Origin of the sequence: Paenibacillus sp. yr247 (genome assembly GCF_900103825.1) — a bacterium.
Lineage (GTDB): Bacteria > Bacillota > Bacilli > Paenibacillales > NBRC-103111 > Paenibacillus_E.
In genome coordinates this window covers 77,955-96,937 of record NZ_FNIF01000019.1, presented here as the reverse complement: position 1 = coordinate 96,937, position 18,983 = coordinate 77,955, and the positions used below count along the sequence as shown (strand labels likewise).

Sequence of the window (18,983 nt, the reverse complement as noted above, 5' to 3'; positions counted from 1 at the left end):
GGCTAGTCCAGTAATTCCATCTTCTCCGTATGCTTTCTTCCAACGCTTGGCGCATGCTTTTACACGTTGCTTTCCAATTATGTTTACATCAAAACCGTTTGATTCAAAGATTTCCCAAGGGGTTTTCCCCTCCATGTATTGATCGATGAACAACTGTTTAAATTCATCAGCATAGGTTATTGCTTTCTCACTTATCTTGACAACATATTTATTGGTTGATAATTTCATTCGGTCTTTTTCGTTAAAGATTTTTTTAGACATGATGTAATCCCCTCCGGTGCTTACTCTAGTATACAAAAAAAGGTACCCACAGTCTGAACACTTTTTCAAAGTGTCCAGACTATGGGTACCAGTGTACTTAGAGGTTTTTTGTATGGGGGTCCAGATCATTCATTCACTCATGGGTGCTCGTTCATCTTATTGACCGATAAATAACGGCCAACCTTATCGATCCACTCCTGAACGTAGTGATCTGTCGCCCACTGCGCCATAACAAGCTGCTCGCCGGGCTGCAGATCCAGAACTAGCTGCGGAGTATTTCCGGGCGCCTGACCGTAAGGATAGAACTTGAGCTTGCCGTCCTCAAAGATAACAATCATATCGTTCATCGGCGATGTTAACGTATCGGTCGCTTGCGGCCATGAGGACTGAATGCCGCTCCAAGAACAGCAGAGATCGTCGTGATTGACGACTTTGTCCGGAAGCTCAAGCGGGAAGTCGTGTAGTACATAGCTATCGGGGGTCTTAGCGCCAACTCGCGGCGTCTCTGCGACCTTGCCGACCCAGCGCCCTGGTTCACGTTGGACGGTCCAGCTTTGGCCCGTAATCTCACCTAGCATAGCTGTGGGACCGTTCGATACACGTGTAAGTACACTGCTGATGTTAGTGCCGTATAGATCGTTGATCGATACATGGTTCTTGTCCAACGGTTTGTTATAGAACTGCACCGTGTGCCCTTCCTTTAATTGCGGGAGGGTACGAACCCAAATGCGATCAGCTTGGTAAGGGGCATTGCCACGCCAAGCTTGCTCTGATTCGGCAATGGATACATATTGATTTCCTGCAAACAACAGTGTTTCCACATGATTTAATTGTACATCTGCCTGATCGGGGAATTTTTCAGGTTTCACGGGCTGATCTGCTAAATGAGCAGATAAATAGTGGAATTCATCTGTTTTCGTTTTATGGACAAGGGAATCGATTTTCCAAAAATTTTGCTTATAAGGCATGAGAATTCCCGTGCCCTCAGATGTCTTTTGCAATTGCCCTCGAACAGGCGCAATAAGCATCGTTCGATATGTGCTGTAGCGCATTGGTTTCAGAGTGCTCCCAACCTCACTGCTGTTGGGGTCATGTTCGGTCCTAAGGCCAATAAGAAGTGCGGTGCTTATCGGTGCTGGGGACAAGCTTATGGACGCTCCTGCAGTCATAACAGAAGCATCCATAGCAGGAGCTGCAGCACTTTGGGTATGGATCGTACTCCATGGGAAGAGCAGTACCGCTGCAGCGATCGCACCAACTCCAGCGAAGCAGAGTACGGGCTTTACCTTCGGCTTCGCTCGTTCCTTTCGCTCTATCGCTTCCTCGATGTCGCGTTGAAGCTTGGAAGTAAAGCCGGGTTGCTCAAGCGGTCCTGATTCCAACTTTTTGTGTAAGTCATCTGGATCAGGATTGTTCAAGCGCTTCACGCTCCTTCAGACTGATCACCTTGAGTCTGGCGTGGTGAAGCCGGGATTTAACGGTTCCCTCCGAGATGTTGAGAATGGCTGCCATTTCTTTCGTTGAGAGCTGGTAGTGGGCATGCAAAATCAAAATTTCCCTATACTTAGGAGGAAGAGAAATCACTTTTTTCCATATATCACTTGCATATAATTTTTCCATTGCTTCCGTTTCTGCCGAGTTTGATGTACCTGCAGATTGAATGAAGCCAACAAGGGTTACTTTACGCCAGAATGCTTTTCGTAGGTAATCATAAGTGGTATTACGTGTAATAGTGAGCAGCCAGGTCTTGACCGAAGCTTCGCCGCGGAATGAGGTAAGATTGCGATATACTTTTAAAAAAGCATCCTGCGTAATGTCATCGGCTAAATCCATATTGCGGCAAATGCTAAACGCATAATTCCATACGTCATTCCCATAAGCCTCCATTAAATTGCGTAGGATTGCTTTTTCATCCGTTGTTTCAGAAACGTACTTTAAGTAATCAAATACATGGACACCGGTCGTCTCCATTCTCTCACCTCTCTGAATTAGACGTTACAAGTTTAAAAAAGTTCGTAGTTCACAAAAAAATAAATGGATAAAATTAAGGATTTAAGGTCATTAATCGAACGAATATATAGGGGATAAGCCCTTGATGTTCTTGGAAATGAGGAAGCCAATTTGAATGGCCAAATGGATATTGAAATCATCCCTTATATAATTCGAGAGTGGACTAGCATATAAGTCGGACGCCTTTGTGAAATTTGGAAATGACTATAGGTCGAAATCTAGATGAGTTTTATTAAGAACATTAATCATTGGTTGTTTTTATGCGGTAATGTGCAGGGAGTTCGTAATAGGGTATGTCTTGACAATAGAAGGCCTTAACACGCAATATGAAGGTTGGACACTGTATGTATATCAGGTCCTTCGGGAGAGGAAGAACACCATGAATTTCGTTGAAAATGTAGCGGATCACCTAAGATCCGGACTAATTAACAATTATCCGCAGCCGATTGCATTGAATTTGGGCTTAGCCTACACAGTTAAACTCGAAGATAAAAAGACTAATTTAATTTGGCTGCCTTTCGAATATACGGGACTTGCTTACATTGATTTGGGTCAACAAGTGAATGTACATCCATACTATCGAGGCGTCATTATTGAGGAAATTGAACTTTCCCGCGGAACGGATCTGTATAAGCCGCAAACGGAGGAAGCTTTCATCAAAGCCATATTTCTGAAAAGCTGGGAGATGCATCAACTGCTGCAGCAAGAAAAATATGCGAGTCTGCATGGGAATGCTCCTGACTTCCTGATAAAAATGTTGTACATAACTGATTGGCTGCGCTATTATAATTCAGCTGTAACCGTCGTGACTAGGAAGAAAATCGGCTAGCTGAGCTGCTTTTATTGGATAGTAAGGACCGTACTTTCTACTTGTGTAGAAGGTGTGGTCCTTTTTTTAGAATTTCGTTTTCAACTCGCCTTGTGGCTATAGACCCAAGTTTGGTAGTTCTTGGATCACCCTTGTTTCTAGACTTTAAGCCTGTTCTCAAAGCACAGTAGAAAGCTTATCCTAGAGAATGGTACATAAGGGTGCCGAAAAAACTCATGGAGAAGCGGAGAATCAAAGGATGCGGCAACTGAATAAATGGATAACAATAGCAACAGTATGTTGTGTAATGACATTAGGAGTCGTACAGGGGAAGAGTGAAGCGGCAAGTATGACGGACGTTCGAGGCCATTGGGCGGAGCAGACGATCGGTCAAATGGTACAGCAGGGGTTACTGGACGGCTTTCCGGATGGGACCTTTCGACCAGATGATTCGGTCACTGCCGACCAATTCGTGAAAATCGTACTGCTAGCTTATACAGATAAGTATCCGAATGGCGAACGAAAATGGAAATCTAGCTTTTTGCAAACGCTAAGCGCGAGTAATCAAAGTATTTTACAGCAGGATTATCGGGATTTCACATTCAAACCGAACACAGTCGGATACTGGGCTAAGCCTTATTTGGATTTGGCCAGTGACCTTCATTTTATAAGCAAGGGTCAGTTTAACGATTATAAAGCAAAGTTGAAACGCGAAGATGTGGCGGAAATCCTGTACTATTTGCTCAAGGAAACCGAGTATTTGGAAGATGAAGTGTACAGTCTTAAAGCCGCTTCACAATTCGGTGATCTTCAAAGTGCGACATCTAGACAGCAGAAATTTATCGGCGAAGCGATGACGAAGGGAATCATGGAAGGATACCCGAACGGCTATTTCGGAGTTGGGCGAGGTGTTACCCGTGCGGAAGCACTGCAAATTATTACTCGTTTGCAGACGAAGTCGAAGCGTATTAGTGTGAAAAGCGGAAATGACGCTTTCATCAAAGTCGTACCAACGAAGGATGGCAGCTATAAGAAGCTGGTATTCCCAGACCAGCGTATGCTGCAAGCCTACGATGTGATGGAGGATGCTGGCAAGCTGCGAGGCACGAATTATGACCTAGAAGAAACCACGCTGCGTTTATTCCGAAATGCGGAGGCCAAGGAGCTAGCGAAGAGCGGTGCAACAATCGAGGCGCGCAATAGCAATGAAGCGTCCTTATGGTTAGATCCGCAGTTTTTGACCTATGGGGTGACTGTGCGCCTTGAGGACGGGACACTTGCACGCAATATGGAGAGCATCCGGAAGTTTACGGATTTCCTTTTCGGCTATGATGCAGACATCTTCTATCGCCAATTCACAGACGCTTGTGAGCGCGCTGCAGCCAAAGGTGTTCTCGAAACGACAACCAAACATATAGGCAGCTACTCGGTTGAAATACGTTTAGAGCCGGATGGTAAAACGATTATTTATTCTATTATACATTCTTAACCACATCATTAATTAATGTCCTTAAGGATAAAGGTGTACATACAAGTTGTCCGCATTTAACTTTTATCTGGCCACTATCTAGATAACATGTACGTACAAATGTATAATGAGAATTATACGTACATTTTCTCGGAAGGTGTTGAGATCAGGTGCTGGAGAACTTGAAGCAGGCTGTATTGGAAGCGAATTTGGATTTGCCGAAATATCGGCTCGTCACATTCACTTGGGGCAATGTTAGCGGGATTGATCGGGAGCAGGGGCTTGTTGTTATTAAGCCAAGTGGCGTACCTTACGAAGACTTGAAGGCTGAACATCTCGTTGTCGTCGATCTGGAGGGTATTATCGTTGAAGGAAAGCTAAAGCCTTCCTCGGATACACCAACGCATTTAGCGTTGTACCGCGCTTTCGAGGCGATTGGCGGTATCGTGCATACGCATTCAGCTTGGGCGACAAGCTGGGCGCAGGCTGGCAGAGGCATTCCGGCGCTTGGTACCACACATGCGGATTATTTCTACGGCGCAGTTCCTTGCACACGTCTAATGACAGAGGCTGAGATTAAGGGCGCCTACGAGCTGGAAACGGGAAATGTCATTATCGAGACGTTCAAGGATTTGGATCCGGTGATGATCCCAAGCGTGCTGGTCAACTGCCATGCACCCTTCAGTTGGGGCAAGGACCCGCACAATGCGGTTCATAACGCGGTAGTGCTGGAAGAAGTCGCGAAGATTGCCTACTGCACATTCAACTTAAACGCATCGGCCCAGCCAATGGACCAGACGCTGTTGGATCGACACTTCCTGAGAAAGCACGGAACGAGCGCTTATTACGGGCAAAAATAACCAAGGATAAACGACTCTGTCGTCCTTCAGAGACGAGCGCGTTTGTCTAGGTTGATGCGAAGTAACAGTATAAAACTTATACTTTCTTTATCAACTAAAAAAGGGCAGTTGGCGCAGGATGCCAATTGCCCATTAACTTGTATTTTGGCTAGAAGGTAATCTTTTGGTATGATAAGTAGGTAGAAACGATTTGGGGAAGAAGGATGATGAGCGATGTTTACAAAATCAAATTATGAAGGAACAAGAGAAAATAACTATACCTTGCTGATTCAGCAAGTTGAAGCTTTGATACATGACGAACCGAATCGCATTGCGAATCTGTCTAATGCTGCTGCGCTGCTCGGACAGTTTCTGACAGATGTGAATTGGGTGGGCTTCTATTTGCTGGACGAGAGACCTGAGAAGAAAGAACTCGTTCTGGGGCCTTTCCAAGGACTGCCGGCTTGTGTACGGATTCCACTGGGAAAAGGTGTTTGCGGTACGTCTGCGGAACGCCGAGAAACGGTGCTTGTTCCGGATGTTCACGCATTTCCCGGTCACATCGCCTGTGACGCTGCCTCACAATCGGAGATCGTAGTACCGATCCTCTTAGGAAATGAGCTCATCGGGGTACTGGATATTGATAGTCCCATTAAGAGTCGATTTGATGAAATCGATCAGCGCTACTTGGAACTGTTTGTACAGAAACTTGCTTCTGCTATGTAATATCATATGTGGTGGCAAAAATATCTGCTATATCTTCATCGGAACAGAAGCTGCAGCTGGCAAGTACGCTCGCATGCTTTAAACGTGCTCCCAGTAGAATCAGATGGCTTGTAAGCTGCTGCTCCATAATTGGATCTACGATGCTGAATTCGATCCCATATTCATAGAGGGATGGCTTCAGCATCGTTTTTCGCTTGATGACACCCAGTACTTTTATTTCTTGATGAAACAGATGAAAAGTGAATTCTAGCAGCAAGCTCATATCGATAGGAAGATTTAATGGTGTATGGATTCGAATACCGCCTGAGCTAATATCCTTTATCATAATCTTGGATTGTTTGGTGTCAGTTGCTTTGTTTTTGATACCAATAATTTTGAACAAAGCTGATAAAGGGATTTGGAGATTTAGTCTGAAGCTGGAGCGCTTATTTGATTGTGACATGCTCAATACCCCTCATAGTTGATGGGTATAGTATACTATATTTGCAGTTTGTCTGAACTATATTCATATGGTGAATGTGGAAAGAAAGCTCCCTAATCGTGTTAATCGTGTTTAGGGAGCTTTTTAATGAATGAATGTAAGTCTTCTTCTCCATTAATAAAAATTCTTTTGAGCTGGTAGGGGGGCTGCTGGTCGGTTGCATACCCTTGTTGAGTCGTAAAAGCATACCGAAAACCGTGATCCATAAGAATCTTCAGCGTTATTTTGTTAAACTCGCCGTAAGGATAGCAGAATACGTCTGCTTTGACTCCGAGCTGCTCCTCGATTTGCTTTCTAGCTTCTAAAATTTCATAGGCTTGTTGATTCGCTGAAAGTTTGGGGAGGTGAGGGTGAGTCATGCCATGAGGTTGAATGTCCCATCCGGCTTCGTGCAGCTTCTTGATCTGCTCCCAATTCAGATAGCCAACCTGATCGACCATTCCTGGTGAAATAAAGAGGGTAGCTGGGAAGGCATATTTGGCCAGAATGGGGAGCGCCTGCTCATAATTATCAATGTATCCGTCATCAAACGTAAGCAGCACCGGTTTCTCTGGGGCTGCTGCGGAACCGTTTCCTTCTATAAGGCTAATAAAGGTTGCGAGTGAGACCGGGGTGTAACCATGATCGTGAAGATACGTCATCTGCTCTTCCAGCTTGGCTGGGGAAATAACGACGATATTCCCCGGATCTATCGTGACACTGTGGTAGTTGAGTACGGGAATGCTGACTTTTGGCGCAGAAGGTGTCGGTTTTATCGTTGGTTGATCTGCCCCCTTGGCTGCCGGCGTCGCCGCTGCAACGGGGGCGGAAACGTAAGTAACCAGGGTAACGGACGATTTCATAGTCAGATCGGTGTTTTCTATGAGGGGATGGTCTGGTGTTATTTCTAAGCTTGGAGTGGGCTTGTCCTTCGTAGAAACAAGGACCTCCGACTGTCCTTCGGACGGTGATCCCATGGGAGTCGCGGACTGAACTTCTATTATAGCCGGAATTGGTGAGAAATCCCCAATCCCATAATTAAAGGAGCTGAGGCAGCTGGCTAAGAGTAGGAAAAGTAGGGTGAACAGCCCTGCTAGTAATGAATAAAATAGGATTCTCTTACTTGGGAAGTTCATTGGCACACCAACCATTTCTAGAGGAATAATCTATTACTCTATTTGTAAGCAAAGGTTGGAAGAAATATACCTAGCCAATCGATGGCATAAAAAAACTGACATCCAAACTGTTGCAGTTCGAATGTCAGTTTTAAGTTAGAGGCTCTAAACAGCGTTGCTGATGATGGTCGCTAGTAGCTTACGCATCGATCGAGTTCCGACTTTATCCATAATTTTATCAATATGTACTTTAACCGTTTTCTCACTGATGTTGCAGTGATCGGCTATTTCTTTGTTGCTATAGCCGTGCAGCGCAATAAGACCAATAATTTCGGCTTCTCGGTTCGTAAGTAAATGAATAGCTGCGAATTGGGTAATGACCGAGTGTACATCCTTATGATGTAGGATTCGGATCGAATTCTCTTGTACATGCGGCATGCTTGAACAACCTCATTATCTTTATGAATGAATGTATGGCGTACAATTCATTGTAGCAGAGTTATTAACAGTTCTATTCACATAAGATTTGTCTAATTTCAAAATTTTTGCTTAATCTTTACTTTGAATCACGAGTAATAAGCCTGATTTGAGCTCGATGAGACCCTCCGTATTCACAAGCACATTACTGATCCCGAGGGACTGCCCGATCTGAAGTGTCGCTTGATGAAGCGGATATTGGAAACCGTGCAGCGTGATGCCTGTTACTTCCAAACTAAGCGGCAGCAGGGAGATATGTGTGTAGCTCCCCCGCTCAATGCGAGTGGAGTGATCAATGACGATGATTTGATTATTGGCATCGACAATGGAACAAGAGATACCTTGCTCCGTACCTTTGCGAAGCAAATGTACATTGGCTAACGAATGATCAAAGCGCGTACCTAATGCACCAAGCAAGACGATATGTTCAGGCTGCTGATCCATCGCCCAGTTGAAAGCCATTTCCGTGTCGGTTAAATCCTTAAAGACAGGGTCACAATCGATGAAAGTAAGGCTTGAAGAACGAATAAGAGTCAACTCTTCGGCTGTTACAGAATCGAAATCACCGAGTGAGATATGCGGCTTATAGCCATGTTGAATCAAATATAAGGCACCCCGATCCGATCCAACCAGCACGTCATTCTCTTGAATGTCCCCAAGGGCCCAGTCTCCCAGTGTGCCTCCAGTTACAATGATAATCCGTTTTCCGTTCATGCTTATCCTCCAGCGCTTGATTTCATCCCCTTAGTATACCATAGACATGCAAAAAACCGAGCTGCATCCATCGCAGCTCGGTTCTAGGATTAGGTTCGCGGGAGCACACGCTTGCGTAAGGGTTGATTCTCAGTTTGATTGTGATCAATCTCGGCTTCATTCGCGAAGCCCTGCAATTCCCAAGTCGTTCGGCCTAAAATGAGATCGGCTGGAAATTCATCGCCACGCTTAAGTGTAACCTCTTGTCCTGTCTCATTGGCATAAATACCATCCGTTTCCACTGTATCTCCAGTCATGGGATTCATCGTTTTGTCATCAGACATGCCGTATTCCTCCTTTCCTATTGCTTATTCATACCATTTCCAATGATGGAGGAAATTATGAGTAGAATCATGTAGAATGATAAGGTCATCACAGACTGAAGGGCAGAAAGGGAATGAGCAGCATGGCTTTATGGGGGACGATTGTGAATGCAATCGCCATTATCGTTGGGGGATTACTAGGCATGATGCTGCCGCGCATCTCGGAAGGCATAAAAAGCACAGTCATGCAGGGCCTTGGGCTCGCAATTACTGTGCTCGGTATTACAATGGCACTAAAGTCGAATCAGATCGTACTCGTCATTATGAGTGTGGTCGTTGGAGGTATCATTGGAGAGCTTCTGCGCATTGAATACAGGCTTGGGCAGCTCGGTGACTGGTTGCAGGCTAATCTACGCAAAGGTTCTTTTGATCAAACAAGCAGCATCTCGGAAGGCTTCGTAACATGTACCTTGGTTTATTGCATTGGTGCTATGGCAATTCTGGGTCCACTGGATGGCGGCCTCAGGCATAATCATGATATTTTGTATACCAAATCCTTATTGGATGGATTCTTATCCATTATATTCGCATCTACCCTAGGGTTAGGCGTTATCTTCTCCGCGGTGTCCGTGTTCGTGATGCAGGGAGTTATCGCACTTGCAGCTACGGTTATCGCCATGGCATTTAGCCAAGCTTCACTAGATGCCATGATCGTGCAAATTACAGCTGTAGGTGGCGTCCTGGTTATTGGAGTAGGCATCAACATTCTCCAAATTAAAAAAATAAATGTCGCCAATATGCTTCCAGCTCTTGTTATTGCGGCCGTTGCGGTTCCACTGCAGCATCACTTCACCGAATGGTGGAGCCGTTTGTTCTAAACCGCGGAACCGTTAAATTTGTACCCAACACCGCGAACAGTAATAATGTAACGGGGCTCCGCTGGGTTCGATTCTATTTTCTTACGCAGATTGCTAATATGTACGATTAAAGTTCGCGGGTCGCCCATACTATCTAGGCTCCATATGAGTTCAAACAGGTGTTCAATTTTGTATACCCGATTAGGGGTCTTGGCCATTAAGGAAAGCAAATCGAATTCTTTGGCCGATAGCGAGATGGTCTGTCCATTCACGCGGACGATGTGGCTGACCAGATCGATTTCGAGGCCTGGGAACTTCACCAATTGAGGATCATCCTGATGCTGTTCTCGAATGGAATTTCGTCGTAAATGGGCTTTGACTCTTGCGACGAGCTGACTAGGACTGAACGGCTTCGTCATATAATCATCGCCTCCCATGCTTAATCCAAGAATAATATCAATATCCTCGCTCTTACAGGAGATGAACAGGATCGGCGTATTGCTCGTTTTGCGGAGCTGCCGGCAAACTTCTATACCATCAAGTCCTGGCAACAGAATGTCCAGAATAATGAGATCAGGTTTATGTTCCTTGACGATTTCAAATACATCTTGTCCGTTATTGGCGCTGATCACTTTGTAGCCTTCCCGCGCTAGGTAGAGTTGGATCAATTGGACAATTTCTTGCTCATCATCAACTACTAAAATAGTTTCTCCTGCCATACTAAAATCCTCCTCAGTAACGGAACGGCTAAATAGAAGGAACGGTGTGGTGTTCCCATTCTCAAATATTACCTTTATTATAGACCGATTCTCCTAGATAATTCTATCCTTTTATTGTCAAATAGCGAGATTTGATGCTGAATTCGCTTAAAAGTAGGTATTTAGAACTATTTATATTGCAATGAATGGCGAATCTTGCGGAAAATAGGTATATACCGACTTCTATTGACGCAATATTTAGCTGATCTTTATAGAATCTTTATGTTCCCATGCTAAGCTACCTTAGTCTCTATGTAAAAGCACGAGAGGGGGCGACGAAAGTAATGAGTCATAAGACTAATTTGGAACTTGCCACACATCCATGGTTTGAGAAGAATACATTCGTACGCCAATTCATCGAGCAGGCTTGGGATCTCTTTTGCATGTTCGATGTTCATGGGAATCTAACCTACGCGTCCAAGAGCTTTAACCAGGTGATAGGGTTCATACCTAAAGATTTTCAGCAAGTGGTGGAATTTATCGATTCCGAATATCGTATGGATTTACACAAAATGTTCATCAAAACCTTGCAAACTTGCAGCAGCAGTAAGCTAGAGTTTCGAATGAGAAGTGCGAGTGAGAGTTTCATCTGGTTAGAGTGCACCGCGATTCCGATTCGTAATGAGGAGGGTGTACTAGCTGAGATTTCTTTCGTACTTAGTGATATTACACTGCGCAAAAATCAAGAGGCCCGTCTCGTTGCAATGGCTTTTCATGATCCGCTGACAGGTTTGCCTAATCGGCGCCTGTTCAAGGAGCAGCTGCAGCAAATGCTTTTACAAGCTAGACGAACGAATAGACCGTTTGCACTTTTATATTTAGATATAGATGATTTTAAAGTGATTAATGACACGATGGGTCACGATGTGGGAGATGCCTTCTTGCAGGATTTTGCCCTCAGGATCCAAGGCTGTCTCCGTGAGGTTGATATGTTTGCCCGCATGGGGGGCGACGAGTTCACGATTTTATTGCCAGCGGTGGATTGTGAGGAACATGTGGACAGCGTCGCGCAGCGGATCATTCAATGTGTTGAACAGCCATGGGAAGTGCAGGGGCAGCATTTTCGGGCCACAGTCAGTATGGGGATTACGATGTACCACTCCGACAAAACCGATGCGGCGAATATGATGAAAGAAGTAGACATTGCGCTGTATAAAGTTAAGGGGAAGGGCCGTAATCACTATCAGTTTTATCAAACAGCTACGGTTCATTAAGAGAATCCCTAGAAACCGTTATTTGGAGCTTATGGCTCTGTAGTGACGGTTTTTTTGCTCCATAATTTACTCATAGCACATTCTTTGTCTTTCTAGCATGATAGAAGAAGCAGCTAGATGATAGAAAAGGAATGATGAGTGTTGATGCATAACAAGAGACGATGGCGTGATTTCGTGGTTTCCCTAGCAGCAGCGGGACTATTGACGATATTAACATGTTCACCGAATGATGTTCAGGCCCAGGGAAATTCTGCTCAGGGTAAATATAATATGTCCTATCTCTACATTGGGAGTCCGGATTCGTATATCTCGCAAGTGGATAAAAGCGGACAGACACTCGATGTTGTTTCGCCTAGCTATTTTCATATAAACACAGATGGCAGTTTGCAAGTAGACACGATACAAACTGCTTTCATTACCGAAATGCATAGAAGAGGAAAAAAGGTTGTCCCTTTCCTTAGCAACGATTTCGATAAGGCCATAGGTGAGAAGGCGGTTGATAATCGCGAAGCTCTTGTAAATCAAATTAACCAGGCTATCCAGGCCAATCAATTGGACGGTATTCAATTGGATATCGAAAATGTGGATGCATCCTATCGTGACAAATTTACAGATTTGGTCAAGATGCTGCGTGAAAAACTCCCAAGCCGGATGGAAGTATCGGTGGCTGTGGCAGCGAATCCAACAGGTATGACGAAGAGCTGGATTGCTGCGTATGATTACAAAGCATTAAGTGCCATCAGTGATTACTTAATGGTCATGGCCTACGATGAAAGCTATCCAGGAGATCCGACTCCGGGGCCAGTGGCTAGTTTACCCTTTGTCGAGAAATCCATTCAGTATGCTTTAACGCAGGCGCCAGCCGATAAAATTGTACTCGGCATTTCGTTTTACGGAAGGTATTGGAATCAAAATGCTGCCGCGAATGGCTCGGCAGTATCCGCTCAGACGGTCATGAAGCTATTGGATACGTATCGGGGGACCGTACGGTACGATGCGGCTAGCCAGTCACCGGTAGCCACCTTCACGATCCGTCCATCCGATGCAGAGTCTAGCATAAATAACAACAAGCTAGACGCAGGCGACTACACGGTGTGGTTCGAGAACGAGCAGTCATTGAAGGAAAAGTTGAAATTGGTAGGTAAGTACAACTTAAAGGGCACTGGCAGCTGGAGTCTGAATCAGGAAACACCTGATACATGGGAGTATTACGGGCTGTGGTCGGATGGGTTTTACTTCGCCGACATGCAAAAACATTGGGCTCAAGCGGACGTACTCGCCGCGGCGAACAGAGGCTGGATGCTTGGCCCAGCCTCAGACCGGTTCGCGCCGGACGCGGCGCTCACGAGAGCAGAAGCCGCGACGATTATCGTGCGCGTGCTGGGCTTGACAGGCGAGGCGGCGGGCAGCACCTCGTTCAGTGATGTACCCGCCACCCACTGGGCGTGGCAGGCTATCCGGCTCGCGAAACAGAGCGGGCTGATCCAAGGGATCAGCAGCGATCGCTTCGCCCCGGATCAGATCATGACGCGGGAGCAGATGAGTGTGCTGCTCTCCCGCGCTTTGCACTTGACTTCGCAGACTGGCGGCTCCGCTGCTGCGAAGGGCTTTTCTGACGTGCCGGCAGGCAGCTGGTCGGCGGAGGCCATTGCTGTGATGAGCAGCAATGGCCTAGTCGACGGCTTCGCGGACGGCACGTTCCGCCCGCGCGCGTCGCTGACGCGCGGAGAGATGGCGGCGCTGCTCAGCCGCGCCCAGCCGCTGCTCACGAAGTAAGCCGGCTCTAGCAAGAGAACCGCATCCTACTCAGCCTTGCCGAGTGGGATGCGGTTCTTTGTTATGCCAGGATAGGTAGGGCTCGTTTGACCGAAAACGAGAATGCTGATCGGGGCGCATGGCGGCTTGATAGCGGGTTGGAAGTCAACCAATGACGTCAGCGGTGCTCATTTTGACGAAGGTCGTTTGTTCTTTGGGGCCAGGTTTGTCCGTGACGAATTGGCGGGTATCTTTGATCCGGGATTCGCCGCTTGTGATGCGATTGCTGCCAATCTGCAGCACAGAGGTTGCGGTTATGGATATAATGCGGATTCCCCGAACTCGTATAAAAGAGCCTAAGTTATCCACACACATTGTGAACGGTTCCGGAGGCTGAGGGATGGGAATGGGTCTTCGAAAAAAGGGATAAGCTTCAAAGCTGCCCTCATTCCCATAATAGATAGGAACTTCGCGCTGCACAGCGAAGACCCTTGTTTGTAGTGCAGTGTTGACGTTATCACCGACTTGCATGATGCTGCTCGAGGTTATGGAATTAACATCCACGCAGCCGACGATGGATAATCGAACCAAATGTCATCCCTCCGATGGAAGAGGTACAAATGGGGAAATAATGACTGATTCTGCGGGCGTGTCAAACATGGAGGACAATGAAATCACTTCCGTATCGCCAATGAGAAAAACAGAAGAACTGGCTACCCCTACGATTCGTACGTCGCCCACGAAAATTTGTTTATTTTCCACATGCAAGTTCAGCATAGTTACCCTTCTTTCCTTGGTAAACTTGATATGTAGCTCTCAATTGCGCTAATTATGTCTTGTTTTGTTCTTTCCATGATGCTGGTCGTTACGGCTTCCATGGGTCCTTTGAACCCAACCCCGCGGTATTGATTGACATAATGCTGGATGCGGGTATCTAGCTGTTTACGGATATCATCGATAATAAGGTCTCTGAAATCCTCGTCCAGATGATGTTGATATTTATTCTCCAGATTCTCCATATCAGCCTGAACACCATATTGCAGGTACTGTTCAATCGCACTGGATACCTCTTGCTGAATGCCAAAACCAGGCGTGCTTTCTTGCCCCTGATTATGCTTGTTCTCTTGTCTTTGCCTTTGTCCCTGCCCTTGACCTTGCTGAAAAAAAACATTCTCGTCCGACCCCGCATCTTTGCCCACCGGGGCACCATTGACGGTGAAATCTTCGATATTGTCCAGCGAGCTTGGGCTGATGCCGATGGTTAATGTCCCATCGAGCTTTTCGACTTTGAGTTGGTCGAAATTATATTCAATTTTATCGATGTGGAATCGTTTTTGGTCCTTCAGGGTACTGAGTTCCGTTTGCAGCTTGGTCACGATTTGTTCGAGCTTATCAATACGTTGTTTTTGCATTTCAATATAGGCGGAGAGCTGCTGAGCCCATTGCTGCCATGTGATAGAGTTATGCATCTAGAATAGGCACCTCCTTCCGGTTTCTATCAGGAAATCCTGAGTGGCAAGTATGCGGTTTAATTCCTTACATCTACAGCAATAGCCGATGTCAGGTTGGCGGCGGCAAACGAACGAGGGAGAGTGGGTTTATCTCACTCGTACCAAGCGCTGGAGTGGGTTCAACGAAGCCGCCAGTATTATATAGATTGGACAACGAACGGATAGATCCAGCGGTACCAATTTGCAGAACCGAGGAGTTGGCAACTGAGTTCACTTTTAAATTCTGAATCATGATGGTCTGATGAATGATCAGGTTCATTTGAAGGAACACCTCGCTATGATTGTAATTTTATCCTAGACGATGAATCCACTGGTGGCGTTCGTTTCGATGAGGTCGGAATCGTTGGTTACAGTGGTACTGTACGCATTATAGACACGAGGGAAATCCCCGGTATTGAATGAGCCTGCCCCTGCAAAAGTTTTGGAGGAACTGGTAGGTGCAATGATGAAGGAATCGCCGAAGTGGACGACAGAACTAGAGCCCACGCTGATTATTTTGACATTCCCTACGATAGATGGCATAGTCGATCTCCCTTGCTCCAGGCTAATCTCAACTTCAGTATATGAGGGTATCCGCCTAGAGGTGCCCTGTTTTTGCGGTGGGTATCACATCAGGGTGTAGGCACATATACTGCTAGAGAAAATGAGGTGATGGGCTTGAGCGGGTTTAATCGCCATCCTTGGCTAAAGTGGGAGCAGGTTGAAAAGTTCCTTGGGCAAAAGCTGCCTTTCGGTGAAAAAGGGCAGACCTTTCTAGATAATATGACGTGGGTTGAGGGATATGTACAGGACATGCTGAAAAAAGCCATGCCGGGTATGAATGCCAACCTTTCTTCTAATGAATCCGCTGGCGCGGAAATCTTTGAGACGCATGAACACGTCATTATCAAGGTGAAGATTGCCAAAGACGAAGATCCAAGAGCGCTGCAGGTGTTTGTCAAATCCAATCAAATTAAGCTGACCGGCTTTGTCAGCGGCAAGAACCGAATCTTAAAGCTACCAACCCTAGTGCTGCCAAGAACGGCTAGAGTGAGCTACAAGCAGCGTCTGCTGCAGATCAAGGTGCGCAAGCGAGGCTTGAAGGAGAATTATCTTGAAGCGTTCATCCGTTATTAGAATCCAAAACGAAAAACCCTCAAGCCTATGGCTGAGGGTCTACTCCTGTTTCCTATAGTACGCGGTTTTCGAGTTCCGCGGCAGGTTAACGCCAATCCGATTGAACACATATTGCGTAAAGGATGAACAGTCAAATGTCCGTGTTTGGCCCTTTTTTGCGCCGAATTGATAAACAGTCGAAATCCCGACTATAATTTACCTTGCACCCTATTATCCCATGGGATCACAGGTGTTTCGCTTAATTCTGAGAAAATGATGAGAATTCAATTATAAAGTTTCTATTGACACGTTTTTGGCAGCTTAACAATAGCGGTAGTCCCTTGTCCTAAGTGGCTTTGGAGCTCAATTGTCCCTTCATGCTTCTGAACGATATGAAGGGCAATAGCCAGTCCAAGTCCAACTCCTCCTTGCTTGCGATTTCTTGCTTTATCGGTCCGATAGAAGCGGTCAAAGAGGTGTGGTAAGTCGCTTTCCGCTACCCCAATACCTTGATCAATGACCTTAATTGTGACCCATTTGTTCTCCGATATGCCGACGTTCAACACGACCCTTTCTTGGCTGTATTTGAGTGCGTTATCCAGCAGAATAATGAGAAGCTGTCTGATCTTATAAGGATCTCCGGGCATATTAAGCTCATTCATATCAGAATTTATCTGCACATCAATCTCTCTGCCAGAAGTGACTCGAAGCGAGGCCGCGGTTTGCTTTACGATAGGAAGAAAATCGAAGGAGATTCCTTGTTCACAGTTTTCCCGTACTGTATCGGTGAGGGACAGCAGGTTTTGCGTAAGCATCTTCAGCTGCGCAGATTCGGAGATGATGGCTTCGAGCGCTTCTTCACGCAATTTATCATCACGGAAAGCCCATCTGCTCAGTAAGCTGGCATAGCTCTCAATGATGGTGAGCGGTGTACGCAGCTCGTGTGAGGCATCCGCAAGAAATTGCTCCTGCTTTTGAAACATCTCCTGCAGTCTATCAATCATCCTATTAAATGTATTTCCAAACATTGTCAATTCATCATTACTCAACTTGGCAGGCATGTCGATATGACGGAATGAGCCGCTTTCCTCAATGTTTTGCATCGTGGTTATGAATTTCTGAATCGGACGGAAGAGTATATTCGTGTAAAAATAACCCCCAACAAGAGTCAAAATCAGCGCACCCGTGGAAGTTAATAAAAGAATAGATATGAGCATATGCGAGTATTCGCCCAACATTCGTAGGCTTCGTCCAATTTCTAGAGTAGCGATCTGATGACCTTCTACGAATACAGGCATTCTCACAAAGACAAATATACCGTCCGATGCGGTTTCTAAAGCAACCGATTCTTTGTTGACATAACTGGGAGGATAGCGAAGCAGCTGCAAGTCGGAATAGATTTGGTAAATGACTTTCGAATCCGGAGCAATATACCTCAGCATTTCTTGCGGGATGAGGAGCTCCTCTAACTGCGAGTTGTTCTGCCAATACTCTGGATGACTAGGCAAATCCTTCAGCAGCAGAACTCGGGCCTTTTCTTTCAACAGCTCCACTTCGCCTTTGGTTGTAACTCGGATGAACATGTAGTAGACAAACGTAAAGCTAATAAAGAGAATCAACATAAGTCCTGCGGTAACCCATAGCGTGATTTTCAGCTTAAGACTCATAAGGGTTTCTGATCATCTTTGGGGACAGCTTCACCCGTTTTATCTTCTATGTCTTTGTCCGTAGAGGAGGACCCACTCCTCAACAAATAGCCGACGCCGCGTATGGTCTGAATGAGCTTGGAGGAGAAGGGCTTGTCTACCTTTTGCCGCAAATAACGAATATAGACATCAACGACGTTCGTATCTCCTACGAAATCATATCCCCAAACCTCTGAGATGATTTGCTCCCGCGACATCACCTCGTCTTGATGCTGAATAAGGAAGCGCAGCAAATCAAACTCCGTTGGCGTTAGCTCGATGGGTACCCCTTCGCGGGCAACCGCTCTACTCTTCAAATCCATGGTCAAATCGTCAACTTTAAACAAATGAGGCTGCTCTGACGTCTGGTCCTGCAAGCTTCTCTGACGGAGTAAGCTGCGAATGCGAGCGAGCAGCTCAATAGTTGCAAAAGGCTTCGTCACATAGTCGTTAGCGCCCTGGTCGAGTCCGCTGACCCGGTCTGAGACAGCATCGCGTGCGGTCAGCAGGATAATGGGAAGGGTGGCATTTACCTGCCGTATGCGGCGAAGCACCTCTAGACCGCTTAACTCCGGCAGCATGACGTCCAGCAGGACTAGCTCCCAGTCGGACTCATTCAAGGCAGCATTCAGTCCTGAACGTCCGTCTGATCTCGTATGTACCTCATAGCCCTCATGCTCCAGCTCTAGCTGAAGCACGCGGGCGATGCGTTCTTCGTCCTCAATTAGCAAAATGCGGCTCATGGCGGATAGATTTCACTCCTAGCGGCCCGCTAATGTAAGCGGTGTTCGATTCGTTCTCTTAGTGTCTCTATTCGACACATTTACATACATGTGTGATCAGGACCTTCGCGTAGGATTCTTCCGGCTTCATAGATGAAGGCAAGTATAAAGCAGAAATATCCTTACTTTCCTGAAATATCCGAAAG

At 46.1% G+C, this 18,983-nt stretch carries 25 protein-coding genes; 8 read left to right on the top strand and 17 right to left on the bottom strand.

What is annotated here, in order from left to right:
• From BLT91_RS23005 to BLT91_RS22995, 3 genes are all read right to left on the bottom strand, one after another.
• The coding region (locus tag BLT91_RS23005) for an HTH domain-containing protein (protein WP_368086795.1) at positions 1–261 on the bottom strand (261 nt) is incomplete at its 3' end.
• A 137-nt stretch (positions 262–398) separates the two neighbouring features.
• A complete protein-coding gene (locus BLT91_RS23000; RefSeq protein ID WP_090825305.1) occupies positions 399–1,679 on the bottom strand; it encodes a hypothetical protein in 1,281 nt (426 codons plus the stop codon).
• Entirely contained in the window at positions 1,666–2,232 is a 567-nt protein-coding gene (locus tag BLT91_RS22995) for an RNA polymerase sigma factor (protein WP_090825303.1), read from the bottom strand. Before BLT91_RS22995 ends, BLT91_RS23000 begins: the two co-directional genes overlap by 14 nt.
• 418 nt (positions 2,233–2,650) lie before the next feature.
• On the opposite strand from BLT91_RS22995, the gene BLT91_RS22990 reads away from it, so the two are divergent.
• The 4 genes from BLT91_RS22990 to BLT91_RS22975 all read left to right on the top strand — a co-directional run bounded on the left by BLT91_RS22990 (position 2,651) and on the right by BLT91_RS22975 (position 6,112).
• Positions 2,651–3,100: a hypothetical protein gene (locus BLT91_RS22990; RefSeq protein WP_090825301.1), complete on the top strand. Its 450-nt coding sequence runs from the start codon at positions 2,651–2,653 to the stop codon at positions 3,098–3,100.
• 238 nt (positions 3,101–3,338) lie between these two features.
• Entirely contained in the window at positions 3,339–4,568 is a 1,230-nt protein-coding gene (locus tag BLT91_RS22985) for an S-layer homology domain-containing protein (RefSeq protein ID WP_175532474.1), read from the top strand.
• Between the two features lie 149 nt (positions 4,569–4,717).
• Positions 4,718–5,407: an L-ribulose-5-phosphate 4-epimerase gene (araD, locus tag BLT91_RS22980; protein WP_090825297.1), complete on the top strand. Its 690-nt coding sequence runs from the start codon at positions 4,718–4,720 to the stop codon at positions 5,405–5,407.
• 213 nt (positions 5,408–5,620) lie between these two features.
• Positions 5,621–6,112, top strand: a complete 492-nt coding sequence (locus BLT91_RS22975) for a GAF domain-containing protein (protein WP_090825294.1) — start codon at positions 5,621–5,623, stop codon at positions 6,110–6,112.
• Here BLT91_RS22975 and BLT91_RS22970 read toward each other — a convergent pair.
• The 5 genes from BLT91_RS22970 to BLT91_RS22950 all read right to left on the bottom strand — a co-directional run bounded on the left by BLT91_RS22970 (position 6,105) and on the right by BLT91_RS22950 (position 9,201).
• Positions 6,105–6,554 (bottom strand): PilZ domain-containing protein, encoded by a 450-nt coding sequence (locus BLT91_RS22970; RefSeq protein WP_090825292.1) that lies wholly within the window; start codon positions 6,552–6,554, stop codon positions 6,105–6,107. The genes BLT91_RS22975 and BLT91_RS22970 overlap by 8 nt on opposite strands.
• A gap of 101 nt (positions 6,555–6,655) precedes the next feature.
• Positions 6,656–7,549 (bottom strand): polysaccharide deacetylase family protein, encoded by an 894-nt coding sequence (locus tag BLT91_RS22965; protein ID WP_254777083.1) that lies wholly within the window; start codon positions 7,547–7,549, stop codon positions 6,656–6,658.
• 303 nt (positions 7,550–7,852) lie between these two features.
• Positions 7,853–8,125 (bottom strand): response regulator transcription factor, encoded by a 273-nt coding sequence (locus tag BLT91_RS22960; RefSeq protein ID WP_090825290.1) that lies wholly within the window; start codon positions 8,123–8,125, stop codon positions 7,853–7,855.
• 111 nt (positions 8,126–8,236) lie between these two features.
• Positions 8,237–8,878, bottom strand: coding sequence for a thiamine diphosphokinase (locus BLT91_RS22955; RefSeq protein WP_090825287.1), 642 nt, complete (start codon positions 8,876–8,878; stop codon positions 8,237–8,239).
• Between the two features lie 89 nt (positions 8,879–8,967).
• Positions 8,968–9,201: a hypothetical protein gene (locus BLT91_RS22950; protein WP_090825285.1), complete on the bottom strand. Its 234-nt coding sequence runs from the start codon at positions 9,199–9,201 to the stop codon at positions 8,968–8,970.
• 122 nt (positions 9,202–9,323) lie between these two features.
• Between BLT91_RS22950 and BLT91_RS22945 the strand changes: the two genes are divergently transcribed.
• Complete coding sequence (locus tag BLT91_RS22945) at positions 9,324–10,058, top strand: DUF554 domain-containing protein (RefSeq protein ID WP_090825325.1); 735 nt, start codon at positions 9,324–9,326, stop codon at positions 10,056–10,058.
• Here the strand turns inward: BLT91_RS22945 and BLT91_RS22940 are convergent.
• Positions 10,055–10,756, bottom strand: coding sequence for a response regulator transcription factor (locus BLT91_RS22940; protein WP_090825283.1), 702 nt, complete (start codon positions 10,754–10,756; stop codon positions 10,055–10,057). The genes BLT91_RS22945 and BLT91_RS22940 overlap by 4 nt on opposite strands.
• A 323-nt stretch (positions 10,757–11,079) precedes the next feature.
• Between BLT91_RS22940 and BLT91_RS22935 the strand changes: the two genes are divergently transcribed.
• Both BLT91_RS22935 and BLT91_RS22930 read left to right on the top strand, forming a co-directional pair.
• A complete protein-coding gene (locus BLT91_RS22935; protein ID WP_175532473.1) occupies positions 11,080–12,009 on the top strand; it encodes a sensor domain-containing diguanylate cyclase in 930 nt (309 codons plus the stop codon).
• A gap of 144 nt (positions 12,010–12,153) precedes the next feature.
• Complete coding sequence (locus BLT91_RS22930) at positions 12,154–13,785, top strand: S-layer homology domain-containing protein (protein ID WP_090825280.1); 1,632 nt, start codon at positions 12,154–12,156, stop codon at positions 13,783–13,785.
• A gap of 144 nt (positions 13,786–13,929) precedes the next feature.
• Here the strand turns inward: BLT91_RS22930 and BLT91_RS22925 are convergent, their stop codons facing one another.
• The 5 genes from BLT91_RS22925 to BLT91_RS22905 form a co-directional block, all read right to left on the bottom strand.
• A complete protein-coding gene (locus tag BLT91_RS22925) occupies positions 13,930–14,355 on the bottom strand; it encodes a spore germination protein GerPE (protein ID WP_090825278.1) in 426 nt (141 codons plus the stop codon).
• 3 nt (positions 14,356–14,358) lie between these two features.
• A complete protein-coding gene (locus BLT91_RS22920) occupies positions 14,359–14,538 on the bottom strand; it encodes a spore gernimation protein GerPD (RefSeq protein ID WP_090825323.1) in 180 nt (59 codons plus the stop codon).
• 5 nt (positions 14,539–14,543) lie between these two features.
• Entirely contained in the window at positions 14,544–15,233 is a 690-nt protein-coding gene (gerPC, locus tag BLT91_RS22915; protein WP_090825276.1) for a spore germination protein GerPC, read from the bottom strand.
• A 91-nt stretch (positions 15,234–15,324) separates the two neighbouring features.
• Positions 15,325–15,534, bottom strand: coding sequence for a spore germination protein GerPB (locus BLT91_RS22910; RefSeq protein WP_090825274.1), 210 nt, complete (start codon positions 15,532–15,534; stop codon positions 15,325–15,327).
• A 35-nt stretch (positions 15,535–15,569) separates the two neighbouring features.
• On the bottom strand, positions 15,570–15,797 hold the full coding sequence (locus BLT91_RS22905) for a spore germination protein (RefSeq protein WP_090825272.1): 228 nt from the start codon (positions 15,795–15,797) through the stop codon (positions 15,570–15,572).
• 135 nt (positions 15,798–15,932) lie between these two features.
• Between BLT91_RS22905 and BLT91_RS22900 the strand changes: the two genes are divergently transcribed.
• Positions 15,933–16,391: an Hsp20/alpha crystallin family protein gene (locus BLT91_RS22900; protein ID WP_090825270.1), complete on the top strand. Its 459-nt coding sequence runs from the start codon at positions 15,933–15,935 to the stop codon at positions 16,389–16,391.
• Positions 16,392–16,430: 39 nt separating this feature from the next.
• Here the strand turns inward: BLT91_RS22900 and BLT91_RS22895 are convergent, their stop codons facing one another.
• From BLT91_RS22895 to BLT91_RS22885, 3 genes are all read right to left on the bottom strand, one after another.
• On the bottom strand, positions 16,431–16,574 hold the full coding sequence (locus tag BLT91_RS22895) for an NlpC/P60 family protein (RefSeq protein WP_368086845.1): 144 nt from the start codon (positions 16,572–16,574) through the stop codon (positions 16,431–16,433).
• A gap of 95 nt (positions 16,575–16,669) precedes the next feature.
• Complete coding sequence (locus BLT91_RS22890) at positions 16,670–18,037, bottom strand: sensor histidine kinase (protein WP_090825268.1); 1,368 nt, start codon at positions 18,035–18,037, stop codon at positions 16,670–16,672.
• Positions 18,034–18,798, bottom strand: a complete 765-nt coding sequence (locus BLT91_RS22885; protein ID WP_090825267.1) for a response regulator transcription factor — start codon at positions 18,796–18,798, stop codon at positions 18,034–18,036. Before BLT91_RS22885 ends, BLT91_RS22890 begins: the two co-directional genes overlap by 4 nt.
• Positions 18,799–18,983 lie beyond the last annotated feature (185 nt).

Coding starts and splice junctions, on each gene's coding strand:
- BLT91_RS22905 (WP_090825272.1), bottom strand. CDS start 15,797: ATGCCATCTATCGTAGGGAATGTCAAAATAATCAGCGTGGGCTCTAGT.
- BLT91_RS22930 (WP_090825280.1), top strand. CDS start 12,154: ATGCATAACAAGAGACGATGGCGTGATTTCGTGGTTTCCCTAGCAGCA.
- BLT91_RS22990 (WP_090825301.1), top strand. CDS start 2,651: ATGAATTTCGTTGAAAATGTAGCGGATCACCTAAGATCCGGACTAATT.
- BLT91_RS22985 (WP_175532474.1), top strand. CDS start 3,339: ATGCGGCAACTGAATAAATGGATAACAATAGCAACAGTATGTTGTGTA.
- BLT91_RS22960 (WP_090825290.1), bottom strand. CDS start 8,125: ATGCCGCATGTACAAGAGAATTCGATCCGAATCCTACATCATAAGGAT.
- BLT91_RS22965 (WP_254777083.1), bottom strand. CDS start 7,549: ATGGGATCACCGTCCGAAGGACAGTCGGAGGTCCTTGTTTCTACGAAG.
- BLT91_RS22970 (WP_090825292.1), bottom strand. CDS start 6,554: ATGTCACAATCAAATAAGCGCTCCAGCTTCAGACTAAATCTCCAAATC.
- gerPC (WP_090825276.1), bottom strand. CDS start 15,233: ATGCATAACTCTATCACATGGCAGCAATGGGCTCAGCAGCTCTCCGCC.
- BLT91_RS22890 (WP_090825268.1), bottom strand. CDS start 18,037: ATGAGTCTTAAGCTGAAAATCACGCTATGGGTTACCGCAGGACTTATG.
- BLT91_RS22995 (WP_090825303.1), bottom strand. CDS start 2,232: ATGGAGACGACCGGTGTCCATGTATTTGATTACTTAAAGTACGTTTCT.
- BLT91_RS22955 (WP_090825287.1), bottom strand. CDS start 8,878: ATGAACGGAAAACGGATTATCATTGTAACTGGAGGCACACTGGGAGAC.
- BLT91_RS22910 (WP_090825274.1), bottom strand. CDS start 15,534: ATGAACCTGATCATTCATCAGACCATCATGATTCAGAATTTAAAAGTG.
- BLT91_RS22975 (WP_090825294.1), top strand. CDS start 5,621: ATGTTTACAAAATCAAATTATGAAGGAACAAGAGAAAATAACTATACC.
- BLT91_RS22950 (WP_090825285.1), bottom strand. CDS start 9,201: ATGTCTGATGACAAAACGATGAATCCCATGACTGGAGATACAGTGGAA.
- BLT91_RS22945 (WP_090825325.1), top strand. CDS start 9,324: ATGGCTTTATGGGGGACGATTGTGAATGCAATCGCCATTATCGTTGGG.
- BLT91_RS22885 (WP_090825267.1), bottom strand. CDS start 18,798: ATGAGCCGCATTTTGCTAATTGAGGACGAAGAACGCATCGCCCGCGTG.
- BLT91_RS22935 (WP_175532473.1), top strand. CDS start 11,080: ATGAGTCATAAGACTAATTTGGAACTTGCCACACATCCATGGTTTGAG.
- BLT91_RS22940 (WP_090825283.1), bottom strand. CDS start 10,756: ATGGCAGGAGAAACTATTTTAGTAGTTGATGATGAGCAAGAAATTGTC.